The sequence below is a fragment of the Paenibacillus sp. PastM-3 genome, from assembly GCF_029893965.1.
Taxonomy (GTDB): Bacteria; Bacillota; Bacilli; order Paenibacillales; family Paenibacillaceae; genus Paenibacillus_AQ.
Genome location: NZ_JARXXP010000034.1, coordinates 26,065 through 48,810, shown reverse-complemented (window position 1 = coordinate 48,810; position 22,746 = coordinate 26,065). Strand labels below are relative to the sequence as shown.

The following is a 22,746-nucleotide window of genomic DNA, read 5'->3' as shown; positions in this document are numbered from 1 at the left end:
TCTCCCACCCCCTGTTTTTTTTTTTTATTTCTTTTTTTCTTCTCTTGTCCACACCCAATTAAAACCCCCCCCCCCACACACAATAAAACCCCCCCCCCCCCCCCCCCGCCCCTGTTTCCCTGTTTCCCAGTTAGTCTGTTATATTCCTTGTGTAGTACTCAATAATATCCTTACGTCGGATAATGCCGAGAAAAACGCCTTCACGGTCCACGACCGGTACGAAGTTCTGGTCTGCAGCAAGCGTCAGCATATCCTCCATTTGCGCTTTGATGTAGACACTCTCATTATGCACATGCCGCTGGATGTCGCTGACTTTAACCTCACGCATGTTGTCGAAGCTGAGTCCTGCCGTATTTTTCAGCTTCCAGAGCAGGTCTCCTTCAGCCAGTGTTCCAACGTATTTCCCCTCGTGGTCAATGATCGGTATGGCGGAATAATAGTGCTGCTCCAATTGCTCCATTGCTTCAAGCATAGAGATTGAGGAGGTAATATAAGCGACCTGATCCTTGGGCAGCAGAAAGGCAGAAATTTCCATGGCTAGTCTCCTTTACATTAGAATGAGTGCTAGGCAGTATAATCATTAAACCACATATTCTCTTGTAAGCGCATAATTATTTATGAGGCAGGGCCGGAAAATATACAGCGGCCGTCGTGCAACAAAAAAGGATACGCCACACTAAGGCGACGGTCTTGCCGCTGCCAAGCATGTCATATCCCTGTTATTTTTAATCATGAAGCTGGACGGTATAGCCTATTGGGCTGCTGCTTCCGTGCTTTCAAGGCTAACCTGCCATTCAATGCCGAATTTATCCTTCAAGCTGCCATAGAGTTTGCTCCAAAAGGTCTGCTGCAAATCCATCGTCACGGTTCCGCCTTCCTTCAGCTGATTGAACCAGGATTTCACATCCTCCTCGCTTCGTGTAACCAGCGCAAGACTGATGTTATTGCCTTGTGTAAAGGGCATTCCCGGGAACACATCAGAGAACATGACGTTGCTGCCGTCCACGTTCAGCCGTGCATGCATAACCAGGGCTTTTGCTTCTTCCGGAAGCGGGTAGTCGGGGTTCGGCGGTGCTTCGCCAAAGGTCATAATCTGCGGATCACTGTTACCAAATACCTTGGCGTAAAATTCAACAGCTTCACGGCAGTTTCCATTGAAATTCAAATACACATCAACTGACACTGGCTTCACTCCCTGGTTGATAAATTAAGGCAAGCACTTTATTTCCACATTGTAGCATGGCCTTGTCCAAAGAGAAATATACTTTTGCGGCCTGCAGCTGCCTTGGCAGGAGCCGGATGTATGCTTAGTATGAATATGAAGGGGGAGTGGGACAACATAATCATTTACGGCTGTGATTTCAGCGGAGCGAAGAACCCGGAAGGCAAAATATTCGTAGCCTCGGGCCGGCTGGACGGTGACAGCTTCACCGTGGAAGAGGTGTCCAGCTGTGAGGACAGACTGGATTTATACTATCTTATCAGGAACAGCAGAGCCCCGTGGGGCGTAGATTTCCCTTTTTCCATTCCGGAGTATTATCTCGGGCAGCATTATGATTCCTCATGGGACAAGTACATCCAGGGAGCTTATGAGGATAGCCGAGAGCAGTTCAAGCAGCGCTTCGGCCAGATTCACAGCGGCAAAAACAGCCGGGATCTCCGGGTGACAGACATCGCTGTGGACGCCAAAAGCCCGGTATCCTCCACGCCGATTGCGATGCATGCCATGCTATATGGGGCGAGGCGGCTGCTGCACAATCTGCGCGGAGAAGCAGCGGTCTACCCTTTTCAGCCGTACCGGGCCGGGGTTCCAAGGTTGTATGAAGTTTATCCCGGCCACGGCTGGAAGGCATTGAAGCTCAAGAGCAGTGCGCCTGATGCGCTCCGCGGTATTTCCGCCAGCTTTAAAGCACAGGTAGACAGCGAATTTGAGGTTACCATCAGCCCGGAAGCTGCTGCAGCGGCAGCGGATGCCCGCGGACAAGCCAATCTGCATGCCAGAGACGCCGTGATGGCCTGTATTCAGATGGCTTATTGTCTGCGTAAATATAAGCTGGAGAGCAGCGAAGAAGAGTGCAGGCCGGCATTCGCCTCCCAGGAAGAATGGGAGAAGCGCATGCTTGAAGGACTGGTTGTGCGGATGTCTCCCTGAAAGGTCAGGCTTGGAAGTAATGGTAAAGACACTAGAAATAACTGGTGTCTTTTTATTTTATATTGGGTAAAATTAACTCTGAAACAACATATTCAACATAAGCACAGGAGTTACTGAATCTGCTGTTACAGTAAAGGAGATGCATGAATTGCTGGACATTGCTCAGCTCGTTCCCGGAGAGGAATCTGAAATTGTTAGCCTTATCCGGGAACGTTTGAACAGCGGCAGTGTCATTTATATTGCCGGAACCAGCGGTACACCCGCTGGCGTAATTGAAGTGTACAATAACAGTCATATTTTCCTGCTGTTCATAAGTAATGAAGCGAAAGGTACCGGCGTCGGGAAAATACTGCTTGGTTATGTAAAAGGCAGGCTGGCACAGCTAGGAGTAGAGAGGATTACCGTGAATTCATCGCCTAACTCTGTAGGCTTCTATAAGTCTCAAGGCTTCCTACAGCTTGCCGGGGAAGAAGAAGTGCACGGAATCAGGTCTGTAAAAATGCAACTTTTGCTCTAGGTCACGGGGAAAATAAGCAGGAATAATCTGGAGGCGTAGCGAATAGATAACGGTCAACAAAATTCGACTTTTAGACTACGTATTAGAGGGGCATGGTCGTGAAAAAAGGGCAGAAAACATTTTTCTTGATTACAACGTTTATTTTGATTTTTTTGCTGCCGCTGCTTGGCAGTCTGGCCAAGTTTAAGGGCTTGCCTCCCGGTTACGGGGAATTTCCTGCGCAAAAAGTAGAAGCTGATCCCGGGTTCAGCCAGCTGTATTTCATCCTTGCCTGTATCGTAGCCGTTGTTATAACGCTGGTGCTTGTATTTCCCCGCATGTTCGGATTCAAAAAAGTCCCGCCGGCACCGCAGCCCCGGGCAGGCAGCACCGCTTATCCCGTGTGGTTCTGGTGGAGTTTACCCGTGCTTGCACTCAGCTGGTTCCTTATGTGGGCACGTCTGGACCTGCTTGAGCCGGTCGGAAATTACACCTTTGTCCCGTTGTGGTGGTCCTTCATTCTGATTCTGGACGGGATCGTATATAAGCGGACGGACGGTAATTCAATTCTATCCCGCAAGCCTAATCTGATGCAGCTGCTGGCCGTAGTTTCCTGCTTCAGCTGGTTTGCGTTTGAATACCTGAACTTTTTTGTAGTAGAGAACTGGTATTATCCCAATGAGGACGTATTCTCCAACTTCGGCAATGTCTTCTGGTTTTCATTATCTTATACAACCGTGCTTCCGGCGATAGTGGAATGGTATCTGCTGCTGCGCACCTTCAAAGGGCTCAAAGAGCGTTACAGCAGCGGGCCTAAATTTAACGTATCCCGAACTCTTTTGATCCTTTATTTTGTAATCGGGTTATTTCTGGCGTTCGGTATGGGTTATTATCCTTATCTGCTCTTTTGGGTGCTGTGGGTCGCCCTTGTGCCGATGCTTTCGGCTGCAATGGCACTCTGCGGCTACTGGACGCCGTTCAGCCCGATTAAGAACGGTGACTGGTCACAAATTATCCTGATTGCGCTTGCCACCTTGTGCAACGGGTTCTTCTGGGAGTTTTGGAATTTCGGCAGTGAATGGTTCCATGATTCCTTGCCAACCAATCCGAATTATTGGAAGTATTCCGTGCCGTATCTGGATAAAATTCATATTTTCTCTGAGATGCCGATTCTGGGCTATTACGGATATCTCTTCTTTGGGGTAAACTGCTGGATTGTGTGGCTGATTGCTGCCTACGTATTCAAATTTGATGCTGATTTCGAGTTAAAGGGAAAGAATCGCTAAAGGTGGAGTGGGCATGATTGCGTTGGACAACTATCAGGTTTTGGAAACCATTTCGGATCAGTATGCGAAAGCGGTGTACAGATGCAAGGATGCTCTTACCGGAAATACAGTCATTATAAAAGTATTAAAAGCCGAATTTACCGGACCAGAGGCCGTAATGCGTTTCAAACAGGAGTACAGGCTGCTCAAGGAGCTCAACGCACAGATTGAAGGGGTAATAAAGCCCCATATGCTTGAAGAGAAGAACGGCTATTATACGATGGTGCTGGAGGATATCCGCGGGCGCTCCCTGAAAGAGATCACGGAGTCCGATCCTCTGGATACGGCAACCATTTTGAGGCTGGCTATCAAGATTGTGGATATTCTCGGTGCGGTGCATGAGCATAACGTTATTCACAAGGACATTAAGCCCTCTAATATAATCTGGAACAGGGAACAGGACGTGGTGCAACTGATCGACTTCGATCTGGCCGTCAAGCTGCCGAAGGAGAAGCAGGAGTTCCAGAACAGCGGGGTGCTCGAAGGCAGCATCCAGTATATTTCGCCCGAACAGACCGGACGGATGAACCGCAATATCGATTACCGGAGCGATTTTTACTCTCTGGGTGTTGTGCTCTATGAGCTTATTACCGGAAGCAGACCCTATGCTGCGCAGGAAATGCTCGAGCAGATTTACTCTATTATCGCCAAAGAAGCCGTCCCGCCCCGCCAGCTGACCGGGGGCAGGGTATCATCCGAGCTGTCGGATATTATTATGAAGCTGATGGAGAAGTCTTCTGAGCAAAGATACCGGAGTGCTTACGGGATAAAGTCCGATTTGAAAAAAGTGCTGGCCGGTGAGACCGGCTTTACCATTGGAGCGGATGACCGGCATAACATGTTCCGGATTCCGCAAAAAATATACGGCCGCGATGCAGAGCTGGCCCGGTTGACGTCGGCCTTCCGCCAGAGCATAAGCGGGCAGCCGCAGCTGATGCTGGTCACCGGAGAAGCCGGTGTGGGGAAGACAGCGCTGGTACATGAGCTGTACCAGCCCATCAGTCAGGAAAAAGGGCTGTTCGCCGAAGGAAAGTTTGACCAGTATAACCGGAATATCCCGTACAGCGCAATTATCCAGGCTTTCCGCCGGCTGATCAGCCAGCTGCTGGATACGCCTGACGGGGAATACAAGCGGCAGTTAGCCCAGTCTCTGAGCGATGAGCTGGACGGCAACGGCAGTCTGATCGCCGGACTGATTCCGGAGCTTGGCGACTGGATCGGGACACAGACTGAAATGGAGCCGCTAAATCCCGCTGAGGAGACGAACCGGTTCTTTTTAACCTTTGCCAAGTTTATTGAAGGCATTACTTTCAATGAACAGCCGCTGGTGCTGTTCCTGGATGATCTGCAATGGGCGGATTTCTCCAGCCTGCAGCTTGTCGAACGGCTGCTGCTGGATCATCAGCTGCGCAGACTGTTCATTGTCTGCTCCTACCGGTCCAATGAGATCCATGAGGGTCACCCCCTGTTTGCTTCTCATGCCAAGATTGAAAAAAGCCGGGAAGTCGGCATTATCAGGCTGGAGCCGTTGACGGTCCTGGATGTGAATCAGCTTATTTCGGATACCCTGTACAGCCCCCGCGAGCGTGTAGACATGCTGGCGGAAGTGATTTTTAAACGGACCAAGGGCAATTCATTTTTTATCAGTGAACTGCTCAAGGATCTGTACCGCAGCGGTTATTTATATTTAGATGAGCTGCAGGGAAGCTGGAGCTGGCGGCTGGAACAGATCCTGAGCCAGCCGGTGAATGAGAATATTGTTGAGTTCCTGATGATCAAGCTGAACAATCTGCCGGAGGAGACCCGCACCACGCTGATGCTGTGCGCGGCAGCAGGCAGCAGGTTCGACCTTAGCGTGCTGAAGCTAATCAGCGGGGAGCCGCGGAGCCGGATTGTCAGAGCAATTGCCGCAGCTGTTGACGATGAACTGATTGTACCGTCCGATGCCGGCTATGCCATGTTTTCCGGTTATCTGGACGAGACCGAAACCGATACGGAACCGCTGCAGAATATCAAAATTTCGTTCCGGTTTGCCCACGACCGGATTCAGCAGGCCTTTTACCAGATGATTGATGAGCAGGAGAGTAAAGAGCTGCACCTAAGAATCGGGCGGGTGCTGCTTGCGAATCTGCCTCCGGAGGAAGCGGAGGAGCTGATCGTTGATATTGCCGCCCATATGAACAAAGGGATGGAGTTCATCCGCAGCCGGGCGGAAATGAACGAGGTGATCCAGCTTAATCTGCGGGCTGCCCGCAAGGCAAAGGCGGCCTTCGGTTACGACTCCGCGTATGCACTGCTGGAAGCGGCTTTGCCGCAGCTGCCGGACAACGCCTGGGAGAATAACGAGCTTCCGGCAGCGGAGATTTACCGGCTGCTGGCCCAGTGCGGGTATCTTACTCATCATATTAATGAAGCGGATGCTGCATGCGCGGTACTCCTGGAGTATACAGCCGGAAAAATGGACCGCGCCGGGATTTACGAGCTGCAGGCTGACCATTATATGTATCTCGGGATGATGAAGGAAGCGATCGCTGCCGGGAGACAGGGCCTGCAGGAGATGGGCATCCAGATCCCTCAGCGTGTGGGGATGGCTTCCGTGCTCAAAGAGCTGGTAAAGGTCAAGACCGCACTCCGGGGCAGAACAGCCGATGATATCTTTGCCTGTGGTGAAATGAAGGACCCGGAAATGCTGCTGGTCATGAGACTGCTGATTAATTTCATCCCGCCGGCTTTCATCTCCGGTGAGACTTCGCTATTTGGCCTGGCTGTACTCAAGAAGGTCGGCTTGACGCTGAAATACGGCAATTCCCCTGAATCGGCATTAGCCTTTATAGGTTATTCCATGCTGCTGTCCGGTTTCGGTGATGTGAAGGGGGCGTTCGAATTCGGCCGGCTTGGCATCAGAATCAATGACAAGTTCAATGACCTGCAGTGGCGGGGCGCGGCGCATGTGCTGTACACCCTGTTCAGCCACGCCTGGACAGAGCCTTGGGACACTCTGCAGGACTGGTTCACCACCTCGATTGAAGCCAGTCTGCGGACTGGAGATCTGCTCTACCTGGCCCATTCCTGTTTCTATGTCAATCTGTGGAATCCGGAGATGGATTTGCTTACGAACCTGCAGGAAAGCAGCCGGATGATTGCCATGATTGAGAGCACCAAATATAAGGAGTCTCTGGCGACTGCACTGCTGGTCCGGCAGTATTACCGCAATCTGCTGGGGGAAATGGGCGATAACCGCTCGTTCAGCGACGGCTCTTTTGATGAAGAAAGCATGCTGCGGGATCTGGAACAGGCTAAATACAATTCCGGTATTGCGATTTATTATATCTACAAAATGAAGCTTTTGTTCACCTATGAAAGCTACCAGGAAGCTTTAGTGTACATCGACAAAGCCTACGATATCATCGGGGCGCTTTCCGGGTCTGCTTTTATGGAGGAATTCTCCCTTTATACCTTTCTGAATCTGTCTTACAGCTATCCTAACCTGCGCGGAGGGGAGCGGAGTAAAGCAAGAAGAAGAATGAAGAAGGAGCTGGGCAGGGTCCGTAAATGGGCCAGGCATGCACCCGGTACCTTCAGGCAGCATGAAATGCTGATGAAGGCGGAATGGGCCCGGATCTCGGGCCGGGATGATGAAGCAGGGAAGTATTACGATCTGGCGATTGAGGCCAGTGAGCAAGGGACGTTCGTCAGGTATAAGGCGCTTGCCTACGAGCTTGCGGCTAAATTTTATTACACCAAGCAATTTAACGAGTTTGCCGCTTATCTGCTCAGACAATCCGTTTATTATTATTCAGTGTGGGGTGCCAAGGCCAAAATCCAGTTCCTCAAGGAGCGGTATCCCGATATCATCCGCAAAATCAACACCAAGGAGTTTCTGCATGGACGGACGTTGTCGGATTATACCGAAAGCATCGATCTTGATTCTATGATCATGGCTTCCCAGGCGATTTCAAAGGAAATTGAGCTGGACAACCTGCTGGAGGCGCTTATGCAGATCGTCATTAAGAATGCCGGGGCACAACGCGGCTGCATCCGAATGACCGGAGGCTCAGGTCTGCTGGTAGAGGGCGAATATCTGGCGGATGAGGATAGAATTTCTGTTGGAATCCAAAACCGGAAGAGCTGTAACAATCTGCCCGATTCCATCCTGCGTCAGGTTGAGGAGAGCGGCGAGACGCTGATTTACAATGACGCTTTTTCAGAAACGCAGTTTGTTAATGATCCGTATATCGTTAGGCATCGCCCCAAATCTATGGTCTGTATGCCGCTTATCAACCAGAACAAGACGGTTGCCGTCATCTATCTGGAGAATAATCTGCTAACCGGCGCATTCACCAAGGAACGGATGAAGATCATCAACCTGCTGTCCCGGGAAATGGTGTTCTCTCTGGAGAATGCCAGCCTGTACTCAGAGCTGGAGCGTTCAGAGGAAAAATACCGCGAGCTGGTTAACAATATGCAGGACGGAATCTTCATTACACAGAACTTCATATGCAAATACGTCAATGAGGCGCTGGCCGGGATGCTCGGCTATGAGGTGGAGGAGATGCTGGAGCAGCCGTTTGAGAGCTTCCTCAGTCCGCCGGAGCGGGAAAAGGTTATGCATTATTATAACCGGAGGGTAGAGGGCAAACCCTCGCCCTTCGAGTATGAGACCAGACTGCTGCATAAAGACCAGGTTCGTGAAGTTATCGTCATTCATAAGGTTACGCTGATCAATTATATGAACAACATGGCGATTCAGGGAACGGTAAAAGATATCACCCAGCGCAAACAGGCGGAGGAAGAGCTGCTGCGGCACAAGGAGCATCTGGAGGAGCTGGTTGCCGAACGGACAAAAGAACTGGAGCTGAACAACGAGGAGCTCAACCGGTATATCGGAATGATTGAGCAAATTTCCAATACGGACGAGCTGACCGGCCTGTATAACCGCAGATATTTCAACAAAGTCTTTGCAGAGGAAGTTGAAAGAGCAACGGTTACGCAAAAGTATCTGACCTACCTGATGCTCGACATCGATTATTTCAAAAAATATAACGATACCTACGGCCATTATGAAGGCGATAAGGTGCTGCGCAGAGTGGGCGGTTTGCTCCTGCAGCTTGCGCAGCGGGCTGACGGCTTTGCCATCCGGCTTGGGGGTGAAGAGTTCGGCATTATACTCACCGGCTTCACTCCTGTGCAGTCCCGGGAATATGCGGAGACCATCCGCCGCAGCATCACCGATTTAAAGATACCGCACGCCCTGAGCCCGCAGTTCGGCATTGTGACCGTTTCGATCGGTATCGCGTGTGTCCAGGTAGGCGATGCCGGGGAAGAGGATGTTTACAAGCTGGCTGACGATGCCCTGTACCAGTCCAAGGCCGAAGGCCGAAACCGCGTTACGCTGTTCCAGTAATGTACCCAAACCCTCCGGTGCTTTTATGCCGGAGGGTTTGCTGTGCTGGAGTGGTTGTGTGTAAAACTCCCGGTCTTTGCAAATACTTTCCCTAAAAGACCGGGAGGCTTACATTATGAAACAAGGGGAAAAGGGGTTATCGGTATGGCATCTGACGATGCTCGCACTTGGGACGGTAGTTGGGGGTTCCTTTTTCCTCGGCACATCGGTGGCAATCCGTGCAGCAGGGCCTTCTGTCATACTGGCCTATGTCATTGGCGGGATTCTGGTTTACTTCATTCTCTCGGCCTTGTCGGAAATGACGGTAGCGAGTCCGGCAGCAGGCTCATTCCGTACCTACACTGAACAGGCATTTGGCAAGGGGGCAGGGTTTACCGTAGGCTGGGTATACTGGACAGGTCTCGTGCTGGCGATGTCCAGTGAAGCAACAGCAGCATCCATTCTCCTGCGCGGCTGGTTCCCGCGTCTTCCTCTGGGATTGCTCGGTGCTGCAATTATAATTGCTGTTACCCTGTTGAATCTGCTGGGGGCAGCACGGCTTAGCAGGCTTGAGAGCGGGCTTGCAGCCTTTAAGCTGCTGGCCATTGCCGGCTTTATCCTAGTTGCTGTCAGCATTGCAGCAGGGTTATGGTCAGGGGGACAACAGAACGCAGGTGTACAGGTTCTGCAAGGGCAGGCCTGGATGCCGGGAGGCATTGCCGGGATCGCCGGGAGCATGCTGATGGTTATGTTTACCTATGCCGGATTTGAAGTACTCGGGCTTGCCGCCTCGGAAGCAGGCAATCCGGGTGTGACGATTCCCAAGGCGATCCGTTATACCCTCGTGCTGCTGGTCGGCTTATACATCGCAGCAATAGTAGCCCTGTTCCTCCTGCTGCCAGCAGCCGCTGTCTCCGAGCAGGTCAGTCCGTTCGTGACAGCGCTGAGCCGCTTCGGTCTTGGCTGGGCAGGCAATGTAATGAATGTTGTCCTGGTATCCGCTATCCTGTCTACCATGCTGGCTTCGGTCTTCGGCCTGGGCCGGATGCTGCGGTCACTGGCTGAGGAGGGGCACACTCCGTCCTGGATGCGTGACCGGACGGATATCCCGTACCGCGGTATTCTGATCTCCGGCGGCGCAATGCTCGCTGGACTTGGTCTGGGGATGCTGCTCCCGCAAGGCGTCTACCTGTTTCTGGTAAGCTCAGGGGGATTCTCCCTGCTGTTCTCTTATCTGATCATTATGGCCAGCCATTACCGGCTGCGCAGACGCCATGGCAGCCCGCTTACCGGGCGGCGCGGCTTACGCGGCTATCCGTACACGTCATGGCTTGCGATCGCAGGTCTGCTTGGCATCCTGGCAAGCATGCCTCTGATCCCCGGTCAAGGCGGCGGGCTGGCGGCCGGGTGCACGCTGGTTGCGTTCTTCGCCGCGGTCTATGCGGCAGGCAGGCTGCGCCGCAGGGTGGGCGGACACAGCCAGGTCAACCCTGGAGCAGGTGGGGACGGCAAGGTACAAAGGCCGCAGCTGCTTGTGCCCGCTGCCCGGGCGCAGATGGAGGCCGGGGAGGAGCCCGGGAGGAACAGCAGGGACGGCGAGTGAGCGGGGGTTGGGCGGGAGCCAAGCAGCCCGAGCGGCTCAACGGGCGAAATGAAGGGCAAAAATGCCCTTGAATTCGGCCCAAGCGGCCTAAGAGTAAGGAGCAATACCAAAAAATAAAGCCGCCCGTTCAATTTCAACGGGCGGCTTTATTTTTAATACACATTAAACATCGCGGCGATTTCATCGTAATGCGTCGTCTGGGTCAGAGCCAGCGAGAGCAGGATGCGCGCTTTTTGCGGGACCAGGCTGTTGCAGGGAATCGAGTTGGCAGAAAGGTCGATATAGGTATCTTTAAGGGTGATACCGCTGGAAATCCGCGAGCAACGAACAACCGGGATGTTGTTATCCTTGAGCTCACCGACTTTATCAATCCACGGCTTACTGTAGATGCCGCCGCCTGCTCCGGCGATGACAATCCCTTTGGAGATCGTGGACAGGTAGTCGAGTATGCCGGGATCGGCATCGACATGGAAATAGGCGACGGACACCTCAGGCAGCCCGCTGAGCGAGGCTACATCGAACTGGGCGGCGGTGGTATGCTTTTTCAGGGAACGGGTATAGAAAAAAGCTTCACTGTCACGCATATATCCCAGGCAGCCAAAGTCCCGCTCATCAAAAGCGTTGGCTTTGAACGTATTGACCTTCTGCACGTCCCTGCCGCTATAAATGCCTTCTGCGAACACAACCATGACACCCTGACCGGTCGCCTCCGGATTGGCAGCGAGAGCAACCGACTGGAACAGATTCAGGGGACCGTCCGGACTGATGGCGGTAGCAGGACGCATGGAACCGGTGATAATGACCGGCTTATCGGTTTTGATGACGAGATTCAGAAAGTAGGAGGTTTCATCGAGCGTATCGGTTCCGTGGGTAATGACAAAGCCGTGGATATCCTCCCGCTGCGCCAGCGTGTTAATAATGGAGGCAAGCGTCAGCCAGTGCTGGCTGGTGATGTCGGCGCTGCCTAAGTTACTCACCTGAATACCGACACAGTTGGCTACACGCTCCAGGTGGGGCACGCTGTCCAGCAGATCCTGGATTGGAAGGGCACCGGGCTCGTAATTTAAGGTTTTATGCGCTTCGCCGCTTCCGGCAATCGTCCCTCCGGTGGCGAGAATAACGACATTCTTCAGATTGGGATTATAGAAGGGGGAGGCTGTAAAATTGACTTCCGGCGTTGGAATGATCATGTGTACGTTCCTTTCGGTCTAAACTATTATGTGAGAAAGCTAACTTATAATAAGAAAGAAGTCAACTGATTTTTGTTAAAGGAAAAAATTGCCTTACTGCCGAATATATAGAAAGGTAAAATCCATGAGTTAGGCTAAGGGGGCTGGGCATGAATCCATTTTTTAATTTACATACAGTGGCAGATGGAGTCTGGGCGGCAATAGTTGTCCCAGGCAGCGGTGCATTAGGAAATGCGGCGATAATTGATCTGGGAGACAGCACGGTAGTTGTAGATACCTTCAGTCTTCCGCAGGCGGCGGAGCTTTTGAAGCAGGCGGCTGAGAAACTGACTGGAAAACCGGTACAATACGTTATAAACACCCACTATCACGGGGATCATCATTACGGGAACCAGGTTTTTACGAACAGTCAGATTATAACGACAGGTATAACCCGTGATTGCCTCACCAAAGAAGCTGCTCCAACTACGGAAGCTTGGCAAGAGGGATTACAGCAGGTAATTACTACCTTGGAAAAAGGCAGACAGGCTGCGCAGGACAACAGGCTGCAAACGGCCTTTGCCAATGAAATCGCGGATAAAAAAGCTTTGCTGAGAGCTGTTCCGGATATCCGCAGAGTGACGGCATCCATAACCTTTTCCGATAAAATGATAATTCATGGCAGTGCGCGCACCGCTACCGTGCTAACTTTTGGCGGAGGACATACAGAAAGTGATGCGATGGTGTACGTAGAGGATGCTGGCGTATTAATTGCCGGGGACCTTGTACTTAGCCGGACACATCCGGCTATGCTGAGCGGCAGTCTGGAGAATTGGCCGGGGATTGTTGAGCGGATCGGGCGTGAGCTTGAATTCAGCAAGCTGATCCCCGGACACGGGGAAGTGACGGACCGCAGCAGTCTCGGGGAAATGATCCGTTACCTGACTGCCATTCCTGAGTATGCCCGGCAGGCGGCAGCAAGCGGTGAGACGGAAGCTTATTGGCTCGAAGGCGGTGTACCTGAACCCTTTGCGGCATGGGAAATGTCCCATGTATTCGGCTGGAATTTCCGCTGGCTGTACCAGCAGTATAAACAAGGAGAAGGGGTGAAGTAATGATTGAACTGGAAACCGGCAAGTACGCACAGGTTCTCCCGTTGCTGGATTTAGTAGAGATCAACACCTTGTTCGCAAGAGCGGTTCTGGAGCATACGATCACAGGTAAAGTCTATACGGACAACCCGGACGATCCTCGCGCTTATTATATAGCTCATCCCTACGGGATGTCGCTTGTGCTTGGGGATACCGGTAATGATGCTTTTGTTGGCGCGGTCTGTGAGTACATAACGAACAACAAAGGCGGCAGGCGTACGGCAGAATGGCTGCAGGCAGATCCGGCAGGAGAGTGGACAGGGATTATCGACGCCGCTGCTGCCTTACATAATAGTACAATTGGACTGGGTGAAGGCTTCACTGCAGAGAACTGCTCCAGAGCTGTCCAGTGCAATACAAGAGTCAATTTTATCCTGGACCGCACCGCCTTCGCAGCTGCCAAAAAAGCTGCCGGCAGGCAGCCAGCTCACATCGCACGTCTGGATGGAGAGCATTTTACGGCGCTGGAGCAGGGAGTGGTTCCCCGCTTTTTTTGGCGGGATGCTGCACATTTTACGGCGGAAGGGGCAGGCTTCGTACTGCTGACAGAGGAGGGGGATGTGGCTGCCGCCGCGTTCTCTTCCTGCCGTGCCGGGGGCCAGCTGGAGATTGGGATTGAGACGCTGCAGGCACACCGGGGAAAAGGATACGCTTTTGCGGTCAGTCTGGCGCTGATTGAATATTGTCTGAATCACGGTCTGGAGCCGGTCTGGGCCTGCCGGCTGGAGAATACCGGATCATACCGTCTTGCGCAAAATCTGGGCTTCCGCCCGGTGCTGACCCTTCCTTATTACGGTTTGGCTTATGAAGCGTAGCTTATGTGTACTGCTGCTGTTTGTCCTGACGGCCTGCAGCCCGTGGAATCAGGAGGAGGATTCAGCAGGAAGGGCGGTTACCGTAGTGGCGGACGGCGCTGAATTTCCGCTGGCGGTCCGGGCGGCGGGTGACGGGCAGACAGACCGGGAACGCCATGAGCAGCAATACCAGGCCCTTGTTGAGCAGATAGAACCGGGGGATATCCCATATATTCAGCTTGGAGAGCCGATCGAGGTCCATCTGGCGGAGGAAGAGGATGCTGATTATGAGCTGACAGATGTAATTCTGCTGCCGGACGGCAGCTACAAATACAAAACGCCCGATAACAGGCCTCAGACGGTTGTGATTAGCGGAGGGTCAGGGTCTTTTGAGCTTGGCATCAATCCGGCTGCCTTTTTAAGCTCAAGTGCATCGGATTATGAGCCTGGTGCCACTCTCCGCGGCTTCCGCCTGAGCGGGATGGGCGGGGGAGAGCTGCAGAACATTTATTTTGTGCTCCGGACAGATGCCGGAAGCGTCGGACCGAGCCTGTAATAAACAGCGTATGTTCATATTATGATAGGAGAGGGGCGCCTTGGGGCGTTCTTTTTTATTGAAATCTGTTAAGATAATGATTATCATTATCACTAACGAGAAGCTGTGTTTTGAATGGAGGGATACCAATGGAGCGGGTGCAACCGCTTGATATAAGCGATACAGACACTGGTGAACGGAGTGGCATGGCTGGTATCCGGGCTTTTATGGCGAATCACTTTCATGAGCCCTTGTCCATTGATCAGCTGGCCGCTATGGCCGGCTTCAGACCGAAATATTTTAGTGAGCTGTTCAAAAAAACATACGGGCAGAGTGCAATGGACTACCTGACCGATCTGCGGATCAGCAGGGCAAAGCAATATTTGCAGGAGTCCGGCTATCTGCTGCGGGAAATCGCCCATAAGGTCGGGTACAGTGATGAATTCTATTTCAGCCGGAAGTTTAAAAAAGAGACCGGGGTACCGCCGTCCGCCTTCCTCCGCCGTCAGAAGCAGCGGATTGCCGCCTGCTCTGCTGCGGCCACCGGACAGCTGCTGGCGCTGGATATCATTCCGGCGACGGCGCCGCTCGATGCGAAATGGACCCATTATTATTACAACAAATATTATTCCCTTATCGAGACCCATCTGAGGGTCGATCTTCTTGAGCAAGAGACGGAGGTTGACAGGCTGATCCGGTCGAGGCCTGATGTTATCATCGGACATGCCGGGATGGCTGGGGACTGGCGGGAGTCGCTGCTTCGTAATGCTCAAACCCTGTTCATTCCCGGAGAGCAGGGCCGCTGGGACGAACAGCTGCTGGAGCTGGCGGTTTTTCTGGACAGGGAGCAGCAGTACAGGCAGTGGTTAGAGCTGTATGAGCAGAAGGCAGAGCAGATTACACATCAGGTATCAAAAGCGGTAGGCCGGGACAAAGTGATTGTTCTGCGGCTAAGCGGCGACCAGCTGTATGCCTATTGTAACCGGGGGATAAAGGCCGTACTGTATGAGCAGCTTGGATTCTGCCCGGCTTATAACCATTCAAGCGAGCTTTATAATGAACCTGTCTCTATTGATGAACTTCAGGCCCTGAACCCGCAGCGGCTGCTGCTGCTGATCTGCCCGGATTCCCGGACAAGGATGAGCTGGCTGTCCCTGCAGCACAATGAGCGCTGGTGCTGTCTTCAGGCAGAACGCAACAGGCAGGTTTATCTGCTGCCCTCTGACCCTTGGTTTGAATACTCGGCGGTGGCAATCGACCGGATGCTGGAGGAAACACAGCTGATGTTTACCGGAAATTGTCCAAACCCGCAGGAGGACAGAGTCCATGGTTACCCGCAGGCCTATCCTATATAATCTCCATTAATGAGAACGATTATCATTAGGGGGAGATCAGACATGCAAGACATAACCGTATCGGCAGGTAAAATTAGAAAGGGATTGCTGCCCGCTTCACTCAGCCTGCTGCTGGCAGCTGCGCTGCTGAGCGGCTGCAGCTCAGATTCAGCAAATCACGGGGCAGACAATGCAGCCTCGGCAGCTGCTGCCGCAACCGCACAGCCTACTGCTGAGCCGTCTGAAGCTGCAGCACAAACAGCTGAAACGGTATATCCGCTCGCTGTTACAGATGAGCTGGGCCATGAGCTGACATTGGAAGCGGCGCCGCAGCGCATTTTTGCCCCGTATCTGGAAGATTCTCTCGTTGTGCTTGGCGTCAAGCCTGTGGCCCAGTGGGCGAACAACGGACAGGGGCAGGCCTATCTGCAGGACAAGCTAGCCGGCGTGCCGCTGCTTGATTTCAACAGCGGTCTGCCTTCACCGGAGGTCGTTATGGATCTGCAGCCGGATCTGATTGTGCTGCATAACGCCAATTATGCCGAGAACGGGGTATACGAGCAGTACTCCAAGATTGCCCCGACCTATGTATTCAAACAGGCGGCTGGTGATTTGGACAGCTCTGTAACGATGCTGGGTGAACTCATCGGGAAGCAGGAGGCGGCAGCTGAAGGGCTGGCTGCCTATCACCGGAAGGTTGAAGCTGCCAAAGCAGCACTTGCTCCGCATATGGACGGCAAAAAAGCGCTGATCATCCGCTTCAATTCGCGTGGAATGTTCCTGATGGGCGGAGTATACGGCGGGTTCGTGCTGGCGGATCAGCTGGGCATTGCCAAAAGCGATCTGGTTGCGACAGAGAACAGCCTGGAGCTGTCGCTTGAGCTGCTGCCGCAGATAGATGCCGACTACATCTTCCTGGCCAATGACACTGCTAACAGCGGGGAGAATTTCTACAAGGAGCTGACGGAAAGTGCCCTCTGGAAAAGCATCCCTGCCGTTCAGGCCGGGCATGTATACAATGTGGATGACCGGTACTGGCTGGGCGGGGGAGTTGTCGCCTACAGCAATGTTATAGATGATGTGCTGGAGATTATCGTGCCATGAGCAGCGTGAAGGAACTAACCTATCCGCATCAGGGCTGTGAGGAAATTGTCATTACCGCCGGTCCGCATAAGGCCGAATACCGGCTGCTGCTCTCACATCCGTCCGGTGAAGCTCCGCCGGACGGTTACCCGGTGATTTACGCGCTGGACGGGCACGCTGTATTTCATACCCTGGCGGAAGCCGCACGGCTGCAGACCCGCAAGCCGCACGGCTTCGACCCGGTCCTGATCATCGCCATCGGCTATCCGTCCGGTGAGCCGTTTGATATGACCCGCCGCTGCTACGATTTCACGATGCCTGTAGAGGAAGAGACATTGCTCAAGCGGCCGGACGGCAGCGCCTGGCCGGAGCACGGCGGTGCAGGCAGCTTCCTGGATATCCTGCAGAAGGAGATCATGCCGATGGTTGCCGGCCTGTTTCCGGTAGATCAGCAGCGGCAGGCTGTATTTGGCCATTCCTTTGGCGGTTTGTTCGTCCTGCATGCCCTGTTCACCAGGCCGGAATTGTTCACCCATTATGCGGCCGGCAGTCCATCCGCCTGGTGGGGGGATTATGAAGTGCTGCGGGAGCTTGAGGCCTTTACGGCTGAGTATCCTCTGCTTGCCCTGCAGCGGAAGCTGCTGATTACAATCGGGACCGACGAGCTTGACCATATGGTCGAGGATGCCGGGAAGCTTCCCGTGCTGCTGGAGCCGCTCGCCGGGCAGGGACTCGAGGTCAGTCTGGCCAAATTCTCCGGGGAGAATCATGTCAGCGTCCTGCCCGCAGCGCTCAGCCGGCTGCTGAAGTTTGCGCTGGAGAAGCAGTAGGGCTGGCTGCAGCCGGCAGATCAGGTCTGGGAACCTCAAAGGAAAGCATCAAAAAACCTCTCTTTATCAAATGGTAACTGTAATACTGCCATTTGTATAAATGAGAGGTTTTCTTTTTTTCTCTTAATTTTTTAATTAGCCATTCAACCGTTTATGATTCTCATGGGCGATGCTGATAAGGGCAGTATAGAGCGGCTGTACGTTGAACTTTTTGCCGAATTCAAATTTATAGGCTGCAGTCTGCAGATTGTTGGATTTATGGTAGGGAGAGGTAATATAGTGCAGGTTGATTTCACAATCATCGAACCCTGTACCCCCGGTTTCCATGGTCACTTCATAAATCGAACTGAGATGTATGGAAGCAACCCGCGTTTTCTTGCCGGTAACCCCCTGATGATCAATCAGAATCAGCCGCTCATCTGTAATGATGAACGCATCACGGACCAGCTTGAAGCCTGTGCGGATCTGTTCCTGGGGCATCAGATAAGCCCCGTACTGGTTCATGAGCTCCGGAATCGTCACCTCTGAATAATTGCCCATTAAACCGCCAAACAAGTTAGCCATTATATTCCCTCCTGAGTCCACCGAGGTGGAAATGCTGGTGCATAGTTTCCTGTTAATATTCTCCAAACTCATGACTAATCCTGCCTGGAATTATGGTAAACTTATTTCAATAATGATAGGGGTGAGAGGCATATGGCGGACGAACATGATAAGCTCGCGGAGAAAAGACGCAAAAATCTGAAGCTCATACAGTTCAGTAAAGAGGACGATGCGCTGATTGAATCGGACAAGCCTAAGGAGACCTTTGCCGATGTTGGCGGGCTGGAGGATGTGAAGAAGAAGATCCGGATGAATTTCATCCTGCCACTGCAGCAGCCGGAGCTGTTTGCCGCTTACGGCAAAGAAGCGGGAGGCAGCCTGCTGCTCTACGGTCCTCCGGGCTGCGGAAAGACCTTTTTGGCCCGGGCTGTAGCCGGAGAGATCGAAGCTAATTTCATGCATATCGAGCTTCAGGCAATCCTTGCTATGTACGTGGGACAGAGTGAGAACAATCTGCACAACATTTTTGCAAAGGCACGGGAAAACAAGCCCTGCGTCATCTTCATTGACGAGCTGGACGCCATGGGAGGCAGCCGTCATCAGATGCGCCAGCACCATGACCGGATGCTGGTGAACCAGCTGCTGCTGGAGCTGGACGGGCTGCAGGCGGAGAATGACCAGGTGTTTGTGATCGGCGCGACCAATACACCGTGGTATCTGGATTCGGCGCTGCGCCGTCCGGGGCGTTTCAACCATCTTGTATTTGTTCCGCCGCCGGCGGAAGCGGAGCGAGAAACCATTCTCGGCCTGAAGCTTGCCGGCAAGCCGGTTGAACCGCTCAATCTGTCCAGGCTTGCGGGTGAGACCAAGTTTTTCTCAGGCGCTGATCTGGAGCAGGTTGTAAGCGATGCCGTTGAGACGGCGATGGAGCGCACCTTTGAAACCGGGGAGATTCAGCCGATTACGGCGGATGATCTGCGGCAGGCGGCCAAATCCCGCAAGGCGACAACACTGGAGTGGTTCGCCACAGCAAAGAACTATGCCACGTTCAGCGACGTGAACCGGGATTATCAGGTTGTTCTCGACTATGCCAAGAAGCATGGCATCAAATAGTACAGGCGAGGCAGGAGGTCCTGATGATGGGGTATGAATCGAGCGGCTACGGTTTGGCTGCGGTGCATGAGCTTATGGGAATGAAACGGTACAAGGAGGCGCTGGCTGAAGCCGAGCAGGTACTGCGTGAAGACCCGGAGGACCCGGATATTTATGCTGTTATCGCACAGATTCAGCTATATCTGGGGGAATACAACAAGGCAATGCACTGGGCGGGAGAAGCGCTGCAGCGGGATCCCGAGCAGCAGCTGGCCTGGTTCGTAAGAGTTAATGTCTACTATGATACACAGGACTATAAAGCGCTGATAGAGGCAGTAGCAGAAGCGATGCGGATCGACCCCTATGAGCCTCATTATTACTTCCTCAAGGCTAATGTGCTGAACAAACGGGCCAAATACAAGGAAGCGAAGGAAGAGCTGCTGCAGGCGCTGGAGCTGAGCCCCGAGAATGCTGTCTATCTGGCTACACTGAGCTATACTGAAGCCCTCCTTGGCAACATGGCTGAATCGGTCAGTCTTGACAGGCAGGCGGTACAGACCGGGATAGAGAATGAATATGTGCTGCTATACCTGGGCTGGGCTGCGGGACACCGCGGGGATTACAGGCTGAAAGAAACCTATATGAGAAATGCCGTCCGGCTGGATCCGGATGACAAGCAGCTGCGGGATGAGTTTCTGGAGTCGCTGCAGCAGACCAATAAGCTGCTGGGCCTCTTCCTGTGGCCGACCAAGTATATCCGCAGGCTGAAGCGCTGGCAGCTTCTCACGGTCTGGATTGTGGCCTGGGTGGTGTTCAGGCCGCTGGTGCTTTTACTGCTTCTGCTGTATATCATCGCCAATGTGGTGACCAAAGCGATCGTTCATGTGCAGGTTTACGGCTGGCGCAGAAGAGGGAAATGACACGGAATTTTGTATAAGAAGCAGGGCACTGACGCTCAGTCAGTGTCTTTTTTTGCAAGTATATATTTACTTTGCTGTCCCCGCAAAGGTCTGTGTAAACACCAGAGCGAAAGCCCCATTTTGTGAGAGTAGTTAGTGATCTCTAAAAATGTATATTTATAATTTTTATCTATTAAAAATTGCACGAAAAATGTCGAAGAATATTTAGGTTGACTGAAAGGCATGGGGAGAAGTGGCTTTTCTTCACAAGCGTAAGCAACATTTCAGAACACAAAGATTGTATCAGGGGGAGTACACATGAAGTGGTACGCAAACATGAAGACAGCTAAGAAGATCATCTCCGCATTTTTGCTCGTAACGATTATTTTAGCGGGACTTGGGGCTTATTCCATTTCCAGCTTACACAGCATGAATGAGAACACCAATCAAATGTACAGTAACAATCTGATTTCGGTAAGGGATCTATCTGCAGCTCAGATCAGCTATCAGCAAATGCGTGTGTATCTGCGTGACATGAGCACTGAGAACAGTGCTGATGAACTGGCGAATTTCCACTCGGATATTGCTGCAGCCCGTGAAGACATCGACAAGAAGCTGGATACCTACCGTCCATTGGCAGTTACTGCCGGTGAGCAGAGTCTGCTGAAGGATTTTGACACCGAATATGCTTCGTACCTGATGCTGTATGATCAAGCACTTACGCTCGCAGAAAAGGATGATCTGACGGCGTTCAATGCGTTCAACAAAACAGAATTGAGAATCCAGGGGGGGAAGGTTACTGATATTCTGACAGAGCTGATCAGCTTCAATGTGAGCCTGGCTGAAGAAACGAATCAGCAATCGGAGCAAACGTATTCTTCCTCGCTTATTATTACTATTTCTGTAGTTGTAGGTGCCATTATCATCAGCGTATTGATCGGGTATCTGATTGCCCGTTCGATTTCCAGACCGCTGCTCCAGATGCTGGGTCTGGCTACAGAAGTAGCGAATGGTAACCTTACCCGTAGTGCGGATATTAATACGAAGGATGAGGTCGGGCAACTAGCGGCCGCGCTGAACCGGATGGTCAGTAATCTGCGGGAGCTGATTAACGGAATTGTCTTGAATTCACAAAGTGTAGCTGCCTCCTCGGAAGAAATTTCAGCCAGTACACAGGAGATTTCAAGCACCAGTACGAGTCAATCCGCAGCGGCTGCGAATATTACCGAGTTATTCAGAGAATTGTCAATGGCCATTAATTCGGTGGCTGCCAGTGCAGAAGAGGCTGCGGAATTGTCCAATGATACAGTCAGAACCGCCCGTGAGGGGGGCTATGTGGTCGAAAGCTCGCTCCAAGGTATGCAGGCTGTCAATCAGAAGATGACCCGGCTGGAAGAGGATTCAAGTAAAATCGGCGACATCATCGAGGTGATTGACGATATTGCCGAGCAGACGAATCTGCTGGCACTGAACGCAGCGATTGAAGCAGCACGTGCCGGCGAGCAGGGCCGGGGTTTTGCGGTCGTGGCCGATGAGGTCCGCAAGCTGGCTGAACGCAGCAGTGACGCTACCAAGGAAATTACGAAAATTATCAAAGCGATGCAAGAAAATACGAAAGAGAGCGTCCGCGCTGTTGCCGAGAGCGTGCAGCAGTCAGCAATGACAAGCCAGGCCTTTGAACAGATTATTACAATGGTTAACAACTCATCGCTGAAGGTCAATGAAATTGCTGCTGCCTGCGAGGAAGAATCGGCCCAGGCCGCTGAGGTCATGAATTCGGTTGAAGCGATTTCTGCTTCCAGTGAAGAGTCTGCCGCTGCCTCTGAGGAAACTGCGGCAACCTGCCAGTCACTCGCTCAGTTGTCCGAAGAACTGGCCAATTCTGCAGCCGCATTTAAAACACACTAATCCTACAGACAGAAGGTGAAGCCATGTCCTCGCTGCAGAAGGAACAATATATTGAATTGGCCGTGGGTGCCGAGAACTGTGCAATCCGCATCGAAGAGATCCATGAGATTATCAAGATGCTCAGTATTACGGATATTCCCTTCAGCCGTAGTGAAGTTAAAGGCGTTGTTAACCTGCGCGGCAAGGTAGTCTGTGTTATGAGCCTGCGTAATCTGCTGGGGATGCCCGATGAGCCATATAGCAGAGAGACACGGATTATCGTGGTCCGTTACTGTGAGGAATTCGTCGGTCTAATCGTTGACAAGGTTCATAAAGTAACGACTTACGAGGAGATTCATCCGTCCTCCGGAAGTAACAGCCGCAGCAGGGAAGCCATCTTTGAGGGCATTGGCCAGCAGGGCGAACGGCTCGTAGGCATCCTGAAGCTTGAAGAAATTTTGGGCGGATAG

General features: G+C 52.4%; 19 protein-coding genes. 15 read left to right on the top strand and 4 right to left on the bottom strand.

The genetic code is table 11. The annotated features are described in order from the left end of the window. Positions 1-130 precede the first annotated feature (130 nt). Complete coding sequence (locus M2108_RS27905; protein WP_277472676.1) at positions 131-535, bottom strand: CBS domain-containing protein; 405 nt, start codon at positions 533-535, stop codon at positions 131-133. 216 nt (positions 536-751) lie between these two features. After that, entirely contained in the window at positions 752-1,183 is a 432-nt protein-coding gene (locus M2108_RS27900; RefSeq protein WP_277472675.1) for a VOC family protein, read from the bottom strand. Between the two features lie 120 nt (positions 1,184-1,303). Between M2108_RS27900 and M2108_RS27895 the strand changes: the two genes are divergently transcribed. From M2108_RS27895 to M2108_RS27875, 5 genes are all read left to right on the top strand, one after another. Next, entirely contained in the window at positions 1,304-2,152 is an 849-nt protein-coding gene (locus tag M2108_RS27895; RefSeq protein ID WP_277472674.1) for a hypothetical protein, read from the top strand. A gap of 148 nt (positions 2,153-2,300) precedes the next feature. Continuing rightward, the gene (locus tag M2108_RS27890) at positions 2,301-2,669 is read left to right on the top strand and encodes a GNAT family N-acetyltransferase (protein ID WP_277547426.1); all 369 of its coding nucleotides are present in this window, start codon (positions 2,301-2,303) and stop codon (positions 2,667-2,669) included. Positions 2,670-2,767: 98 nt separating this feature from the next. Continuing rightward, entirely contained in the window at positions 2,768-3,934 is a 1,167-nt protein-coding gene (locus M2108_RS27885) for a small-conductance mechanosensitive channel (protein ID WP_277472672.1), read from the top strand. 13 nt (positions 3,935-3,947) lie between these two features. Then, the gene (locus tag M2108_RS27880) at positions 3,948-9,377 is read left to right on the top strand and encodes a diguanylate cyclase (RefSeq protein ID WP_277472671.1); all 5,430 of its coding nucleotides are present in this window, start codon (positions 3,948-3,950) and stop codon (positions 9,375-9,377) included. A 115-nt stretch (positions 9,378-9,492) separates the two neighbouring features. Continuing rightward, entirely contained in the window at positions 9,493-10,959 is a 1,467-nt protein-coding gene (locus M2108_RS27875) for an amino acid permease (protein WP_277472670.1), read from the top strand. Positions 10,960-11,111: 152 nt separating this feature from the next. Here M2108_RS27875 and M2108_RS27870 read toward each other — a convergent pair whose 3' ends face one another. Beyond that, positions 11,112-12,149 carry an asparaginase gene (locus M2108_RS27870; protein WP_277472669.1) on the bottom strand — a complete coding sequence of 346 codons (1,038 nt, stop codon included), beginning with the start codon at positions 12,147-12,149 and terminating at the stop codon, positions 11,112-11,114. A gap of 149 nt (positions 12,150-12,298) precedes the next feature. Here M2108_RS27870 and M2108_RS27865 point away from each other — a divergent pair, with 149 nt between their 5' ends. From M2108_RS27865 to M2108_RS27840, 6 genes are all read left to right on the top strand, one after another. Continuing rightward, positions 12,299-13,243 carry an MBL fold metallo-hydrolase gene (locus M2108_RS27865; protein WP_277472668.1) on the top strand — a complete coding sequence of 315 codons (945 nt, stop codon included), beginning with the start codon at positions 12,299-12,301 and terminating at the stop codon, positions 13,241-13,243. Next, the gene (locus M2108_RS27860; RefSeq protein WP_277472667.1) at positions 13,243-14,094 is read left to right on the top strand and encodes a GNAT family N-acetyltransferase; all 852 of its coding nucleotides are present in this window, start codon (positions 13,243-13,245) and stop codon (positions 14,092-14,094) included. The genes M2108_RS27865 and M2108_RS27860 overlap by 1 nt, the downstream gene beginning before the upstream one ends. Continuing rightward, entirely contained in the window at positions 14,084-14,629 is a 546-nt protein-coding gene (locus M2108_RS27855; protein ID WP_277472666.1) for a hypothetical protein, read from the top strand. Before M2108_RS27860 ends, M2108_RS27855 begins: the two co-directional genes overlap by 11 nt. A 128-nt stretch (positions 14,630-14,757) precedes the next feature. Next, a complete protein-coding gene (locus tag M2108_RS27850; RefSeq protein WP_277472665.1) occupies positions 14,758-15,963 on the top strand; it encodes a helix-turn-helix domain-containing protein in 1,206 nt (401 codons plus the stop codon). A gap of 42 nt (positions 15,964-16,005) precedes the next feature. Continuing rightward, on the top strand, positions 16,006-17,046 hold the full coding sequence (locus M2108_RS27845; RefSeq protein ID WP_277472663.1) for an ABC transporter substrate-binding protein: 1,041 nt from the start codon (positions 16,006-16,008) through the stop codon (positions 17,044-17,046). After that, the gene (locus M2108_RS27840; RefSeq protein WP_277472662.1) at positions 17,043-17,855 is read left to right on the top strand and encodes an alpha/beta hydrolase; all 813 of its coding nucleotides are present in this window, start codon (positions 17,043-17,045) and stop codon (positions 17,853-17,855) included. Before M2108_RS27845 ends, M2108_RS27840 begins: the two co-directional genes overlap by 4 nt. A 135-nt stretch (positions 17,856-17,990) precedes the next feature. Here M2108_RS27840 and M2108_RS27835 read toward each other — a convergent pair whose 3' ends face one another. After that, positions 17,991-18,419, bottom strand: a complete 429-nt coding sequence (locus M2108_RS27835; protein WP_277472661.1) for a PH domain-containing protein — start codon at positions 18,417-18,419, stop codon at positions 17,991-17,993. A 132-nt stretch (positions 18,420-18,551) separates the two neighbouring features. Here M2108_RS27835 and M2108_RS27830 point away from each other — a divergent pair, with 132 nt between their 5' ends. From M2108_RS27830 to M2108_RS27815, 4 genes are all read left to right on the top strand, one after another. Beyond that, complete coding sequence (locus M2108_RS27830; RefSeq protein ID WP_277472660.1) at positions 18,552-19,511, top strand: ATP-binding protein; 960 nt, start codon at positions 18,552-18,554, stop codon at positions 19,509-19,511. A gap of 23 nt (positions 19,512-19,534) precedes the next feature. Then, complete coding sequence (locus M2108_RS27825) at positions 19,535-20,410, top strand: tetratricopeptide repeat protein (protein ID WP_280777277.1); 876 nt, start codon at positions 19,535-19,537, stop codon at positions 20,408-20,410. A 297-nt stretch (positions 20,411-20,707) separates the two neighbouring features. After that, positions 20,708-22,297, top strand: a complete 1,590-nt coding sequence (locus M2108_RS27820; protein WP_277472657.1) for a methyl-accepting chemotaxis protein — start codon at positions 20,708-20,710, stop codon at positions 22,295-22,297. Between the two features lie 23 nt (positions 22,298-22,320). Next, positions 22,321-22,746 carry a chemotaxis protein CheW gene (locus M2108_RS27815; RefSeq protein WP_277472656.1) on the top strand — a complete coding sequence of 142 codons (426 nt, stop codon included), beginning with the start codon at positions 22,321-22,323 and terminating at the stop codon, positions 22,744-22,746.

What these genes read in the sequence shown, in the direction of transcription:
- M2108_RS27905 (WP_277472676.1), bottom strand. Translation starts at nt 535, where the DNA reads ATGGAAATTTCTGCCTTTCTGCTGCCCAAGGATCAGGTCGCTTATATT.
- M2108_RS27895 (WP_277472674.1), top strand. Translation starts at nt 1,304, where the DNA reads ATGCTTAGTATGAATATGAAGGGGGAGTGGGACAACATAATCATTTAC.
- M2108_RS27880 (WP_277472671.1), top strand. Translation starts at nt 3,948, where the DNA reads ATGATTGCGTTGGACAACTATCAGGTTTTGGAAACCATTTCGGATCAG.
- M2108_RS27875 (WP_277472670.1), top strand. Translation starts at nt 9,493, where the DNA reads ATGAAACAAGGGGAAAAGGGGTTATCGGTATGGCATCTGACGATGCTC.
- M2108_RS27870 (WP_277472669.1), bottom strand. Translation starts at nt 12,149, where the DNA reads ATGATCATTCCAACGCCGGAAGTCAATTTTACAGCCTCCCCCTTCTAT.
- M2108_RS27865 (WP_277472668.1), top strand. Translation starts at nt 12,299, where the DNA reads ATGAATCCATTTTTTAATTTACATACAGTGGCAGATGGAGTCTGGGCG.
- M2108_RS27860 (WP_277472667.1), top strand. Translation starts at nt 13,243, where the DNA reads ATGATTGAACTGGAAACCGGCAAGTACGCACAGGTTCTCCCGTTGCTG.
- M2108_RS27855 (WP_277472666.1), top strand. Translation starts at nt 14,084, where the DNA reads ATGAAGCGTAGCTTATGTGTACTGCTGCTGTTTGTCCTGACGGCCTGC.
- M2108_RS27850 (WP_277472665.1), top strand. Translation starts at nt 14,758, where the DNA reads ATGGAGCGGGTGCAACCGCTTGATATAAGCGATACAGACACTGGTGAA.
- M2108_RS27845 (WP_277472663.1), top strand. Translation starts at nt 16,006, where the DNA reads ATGCAAGACATAACCGTATCGGCAGGTAAAATTAGAAAGGGATTGCTG.
- M2108_RS27840 (WP_277472662.1), top strand. Translation starts at nt 17,043, where the DNA reads ATGAGCAGCGTGAAGGAACTAACCTATCCGCATCAGGGCTGTGAGGAA.
- M2108_RS27835 (WP_277472661.1), bottom strand. Translation starts at nt 18,419, where the DNA reads ATGGCTAACTTGTTTGGCGGTTTAATGGGCAATTATTCAGAGGTGACG.
- M2108_RS27830 (WP_277472660.1), top strand. Translation starts at nt 18,552, where the DNA reads ATGGCGGACGAACATGATAAGCTCGCGGAGAAAAGACGCAAAAATCTG.
- M2108_RS27825 (WP_280777277.1), top strand. Translation starts at nt 19,535, where the DNA reads ATGATGGGGTATGAATCGAGCGGCTACGGTTTGGCTGCGGTGCATGAG.
- M2108_RS27820 (WP_277472657.1), top strand. Translation starts at nt 20,708, where the DNA reads ATGAAGTGGTACGCAAACATGAAGACAGCTAAGAAGATCATCTCCGCA.
- M2108_RS27815 (WP_277472656.1), top strand. Translation starts at nt 22,321, where the DNA reads ATGTCCTCGCTGCAGAAGGAACAATATATTGAATTGGCCGTGGGTGCC.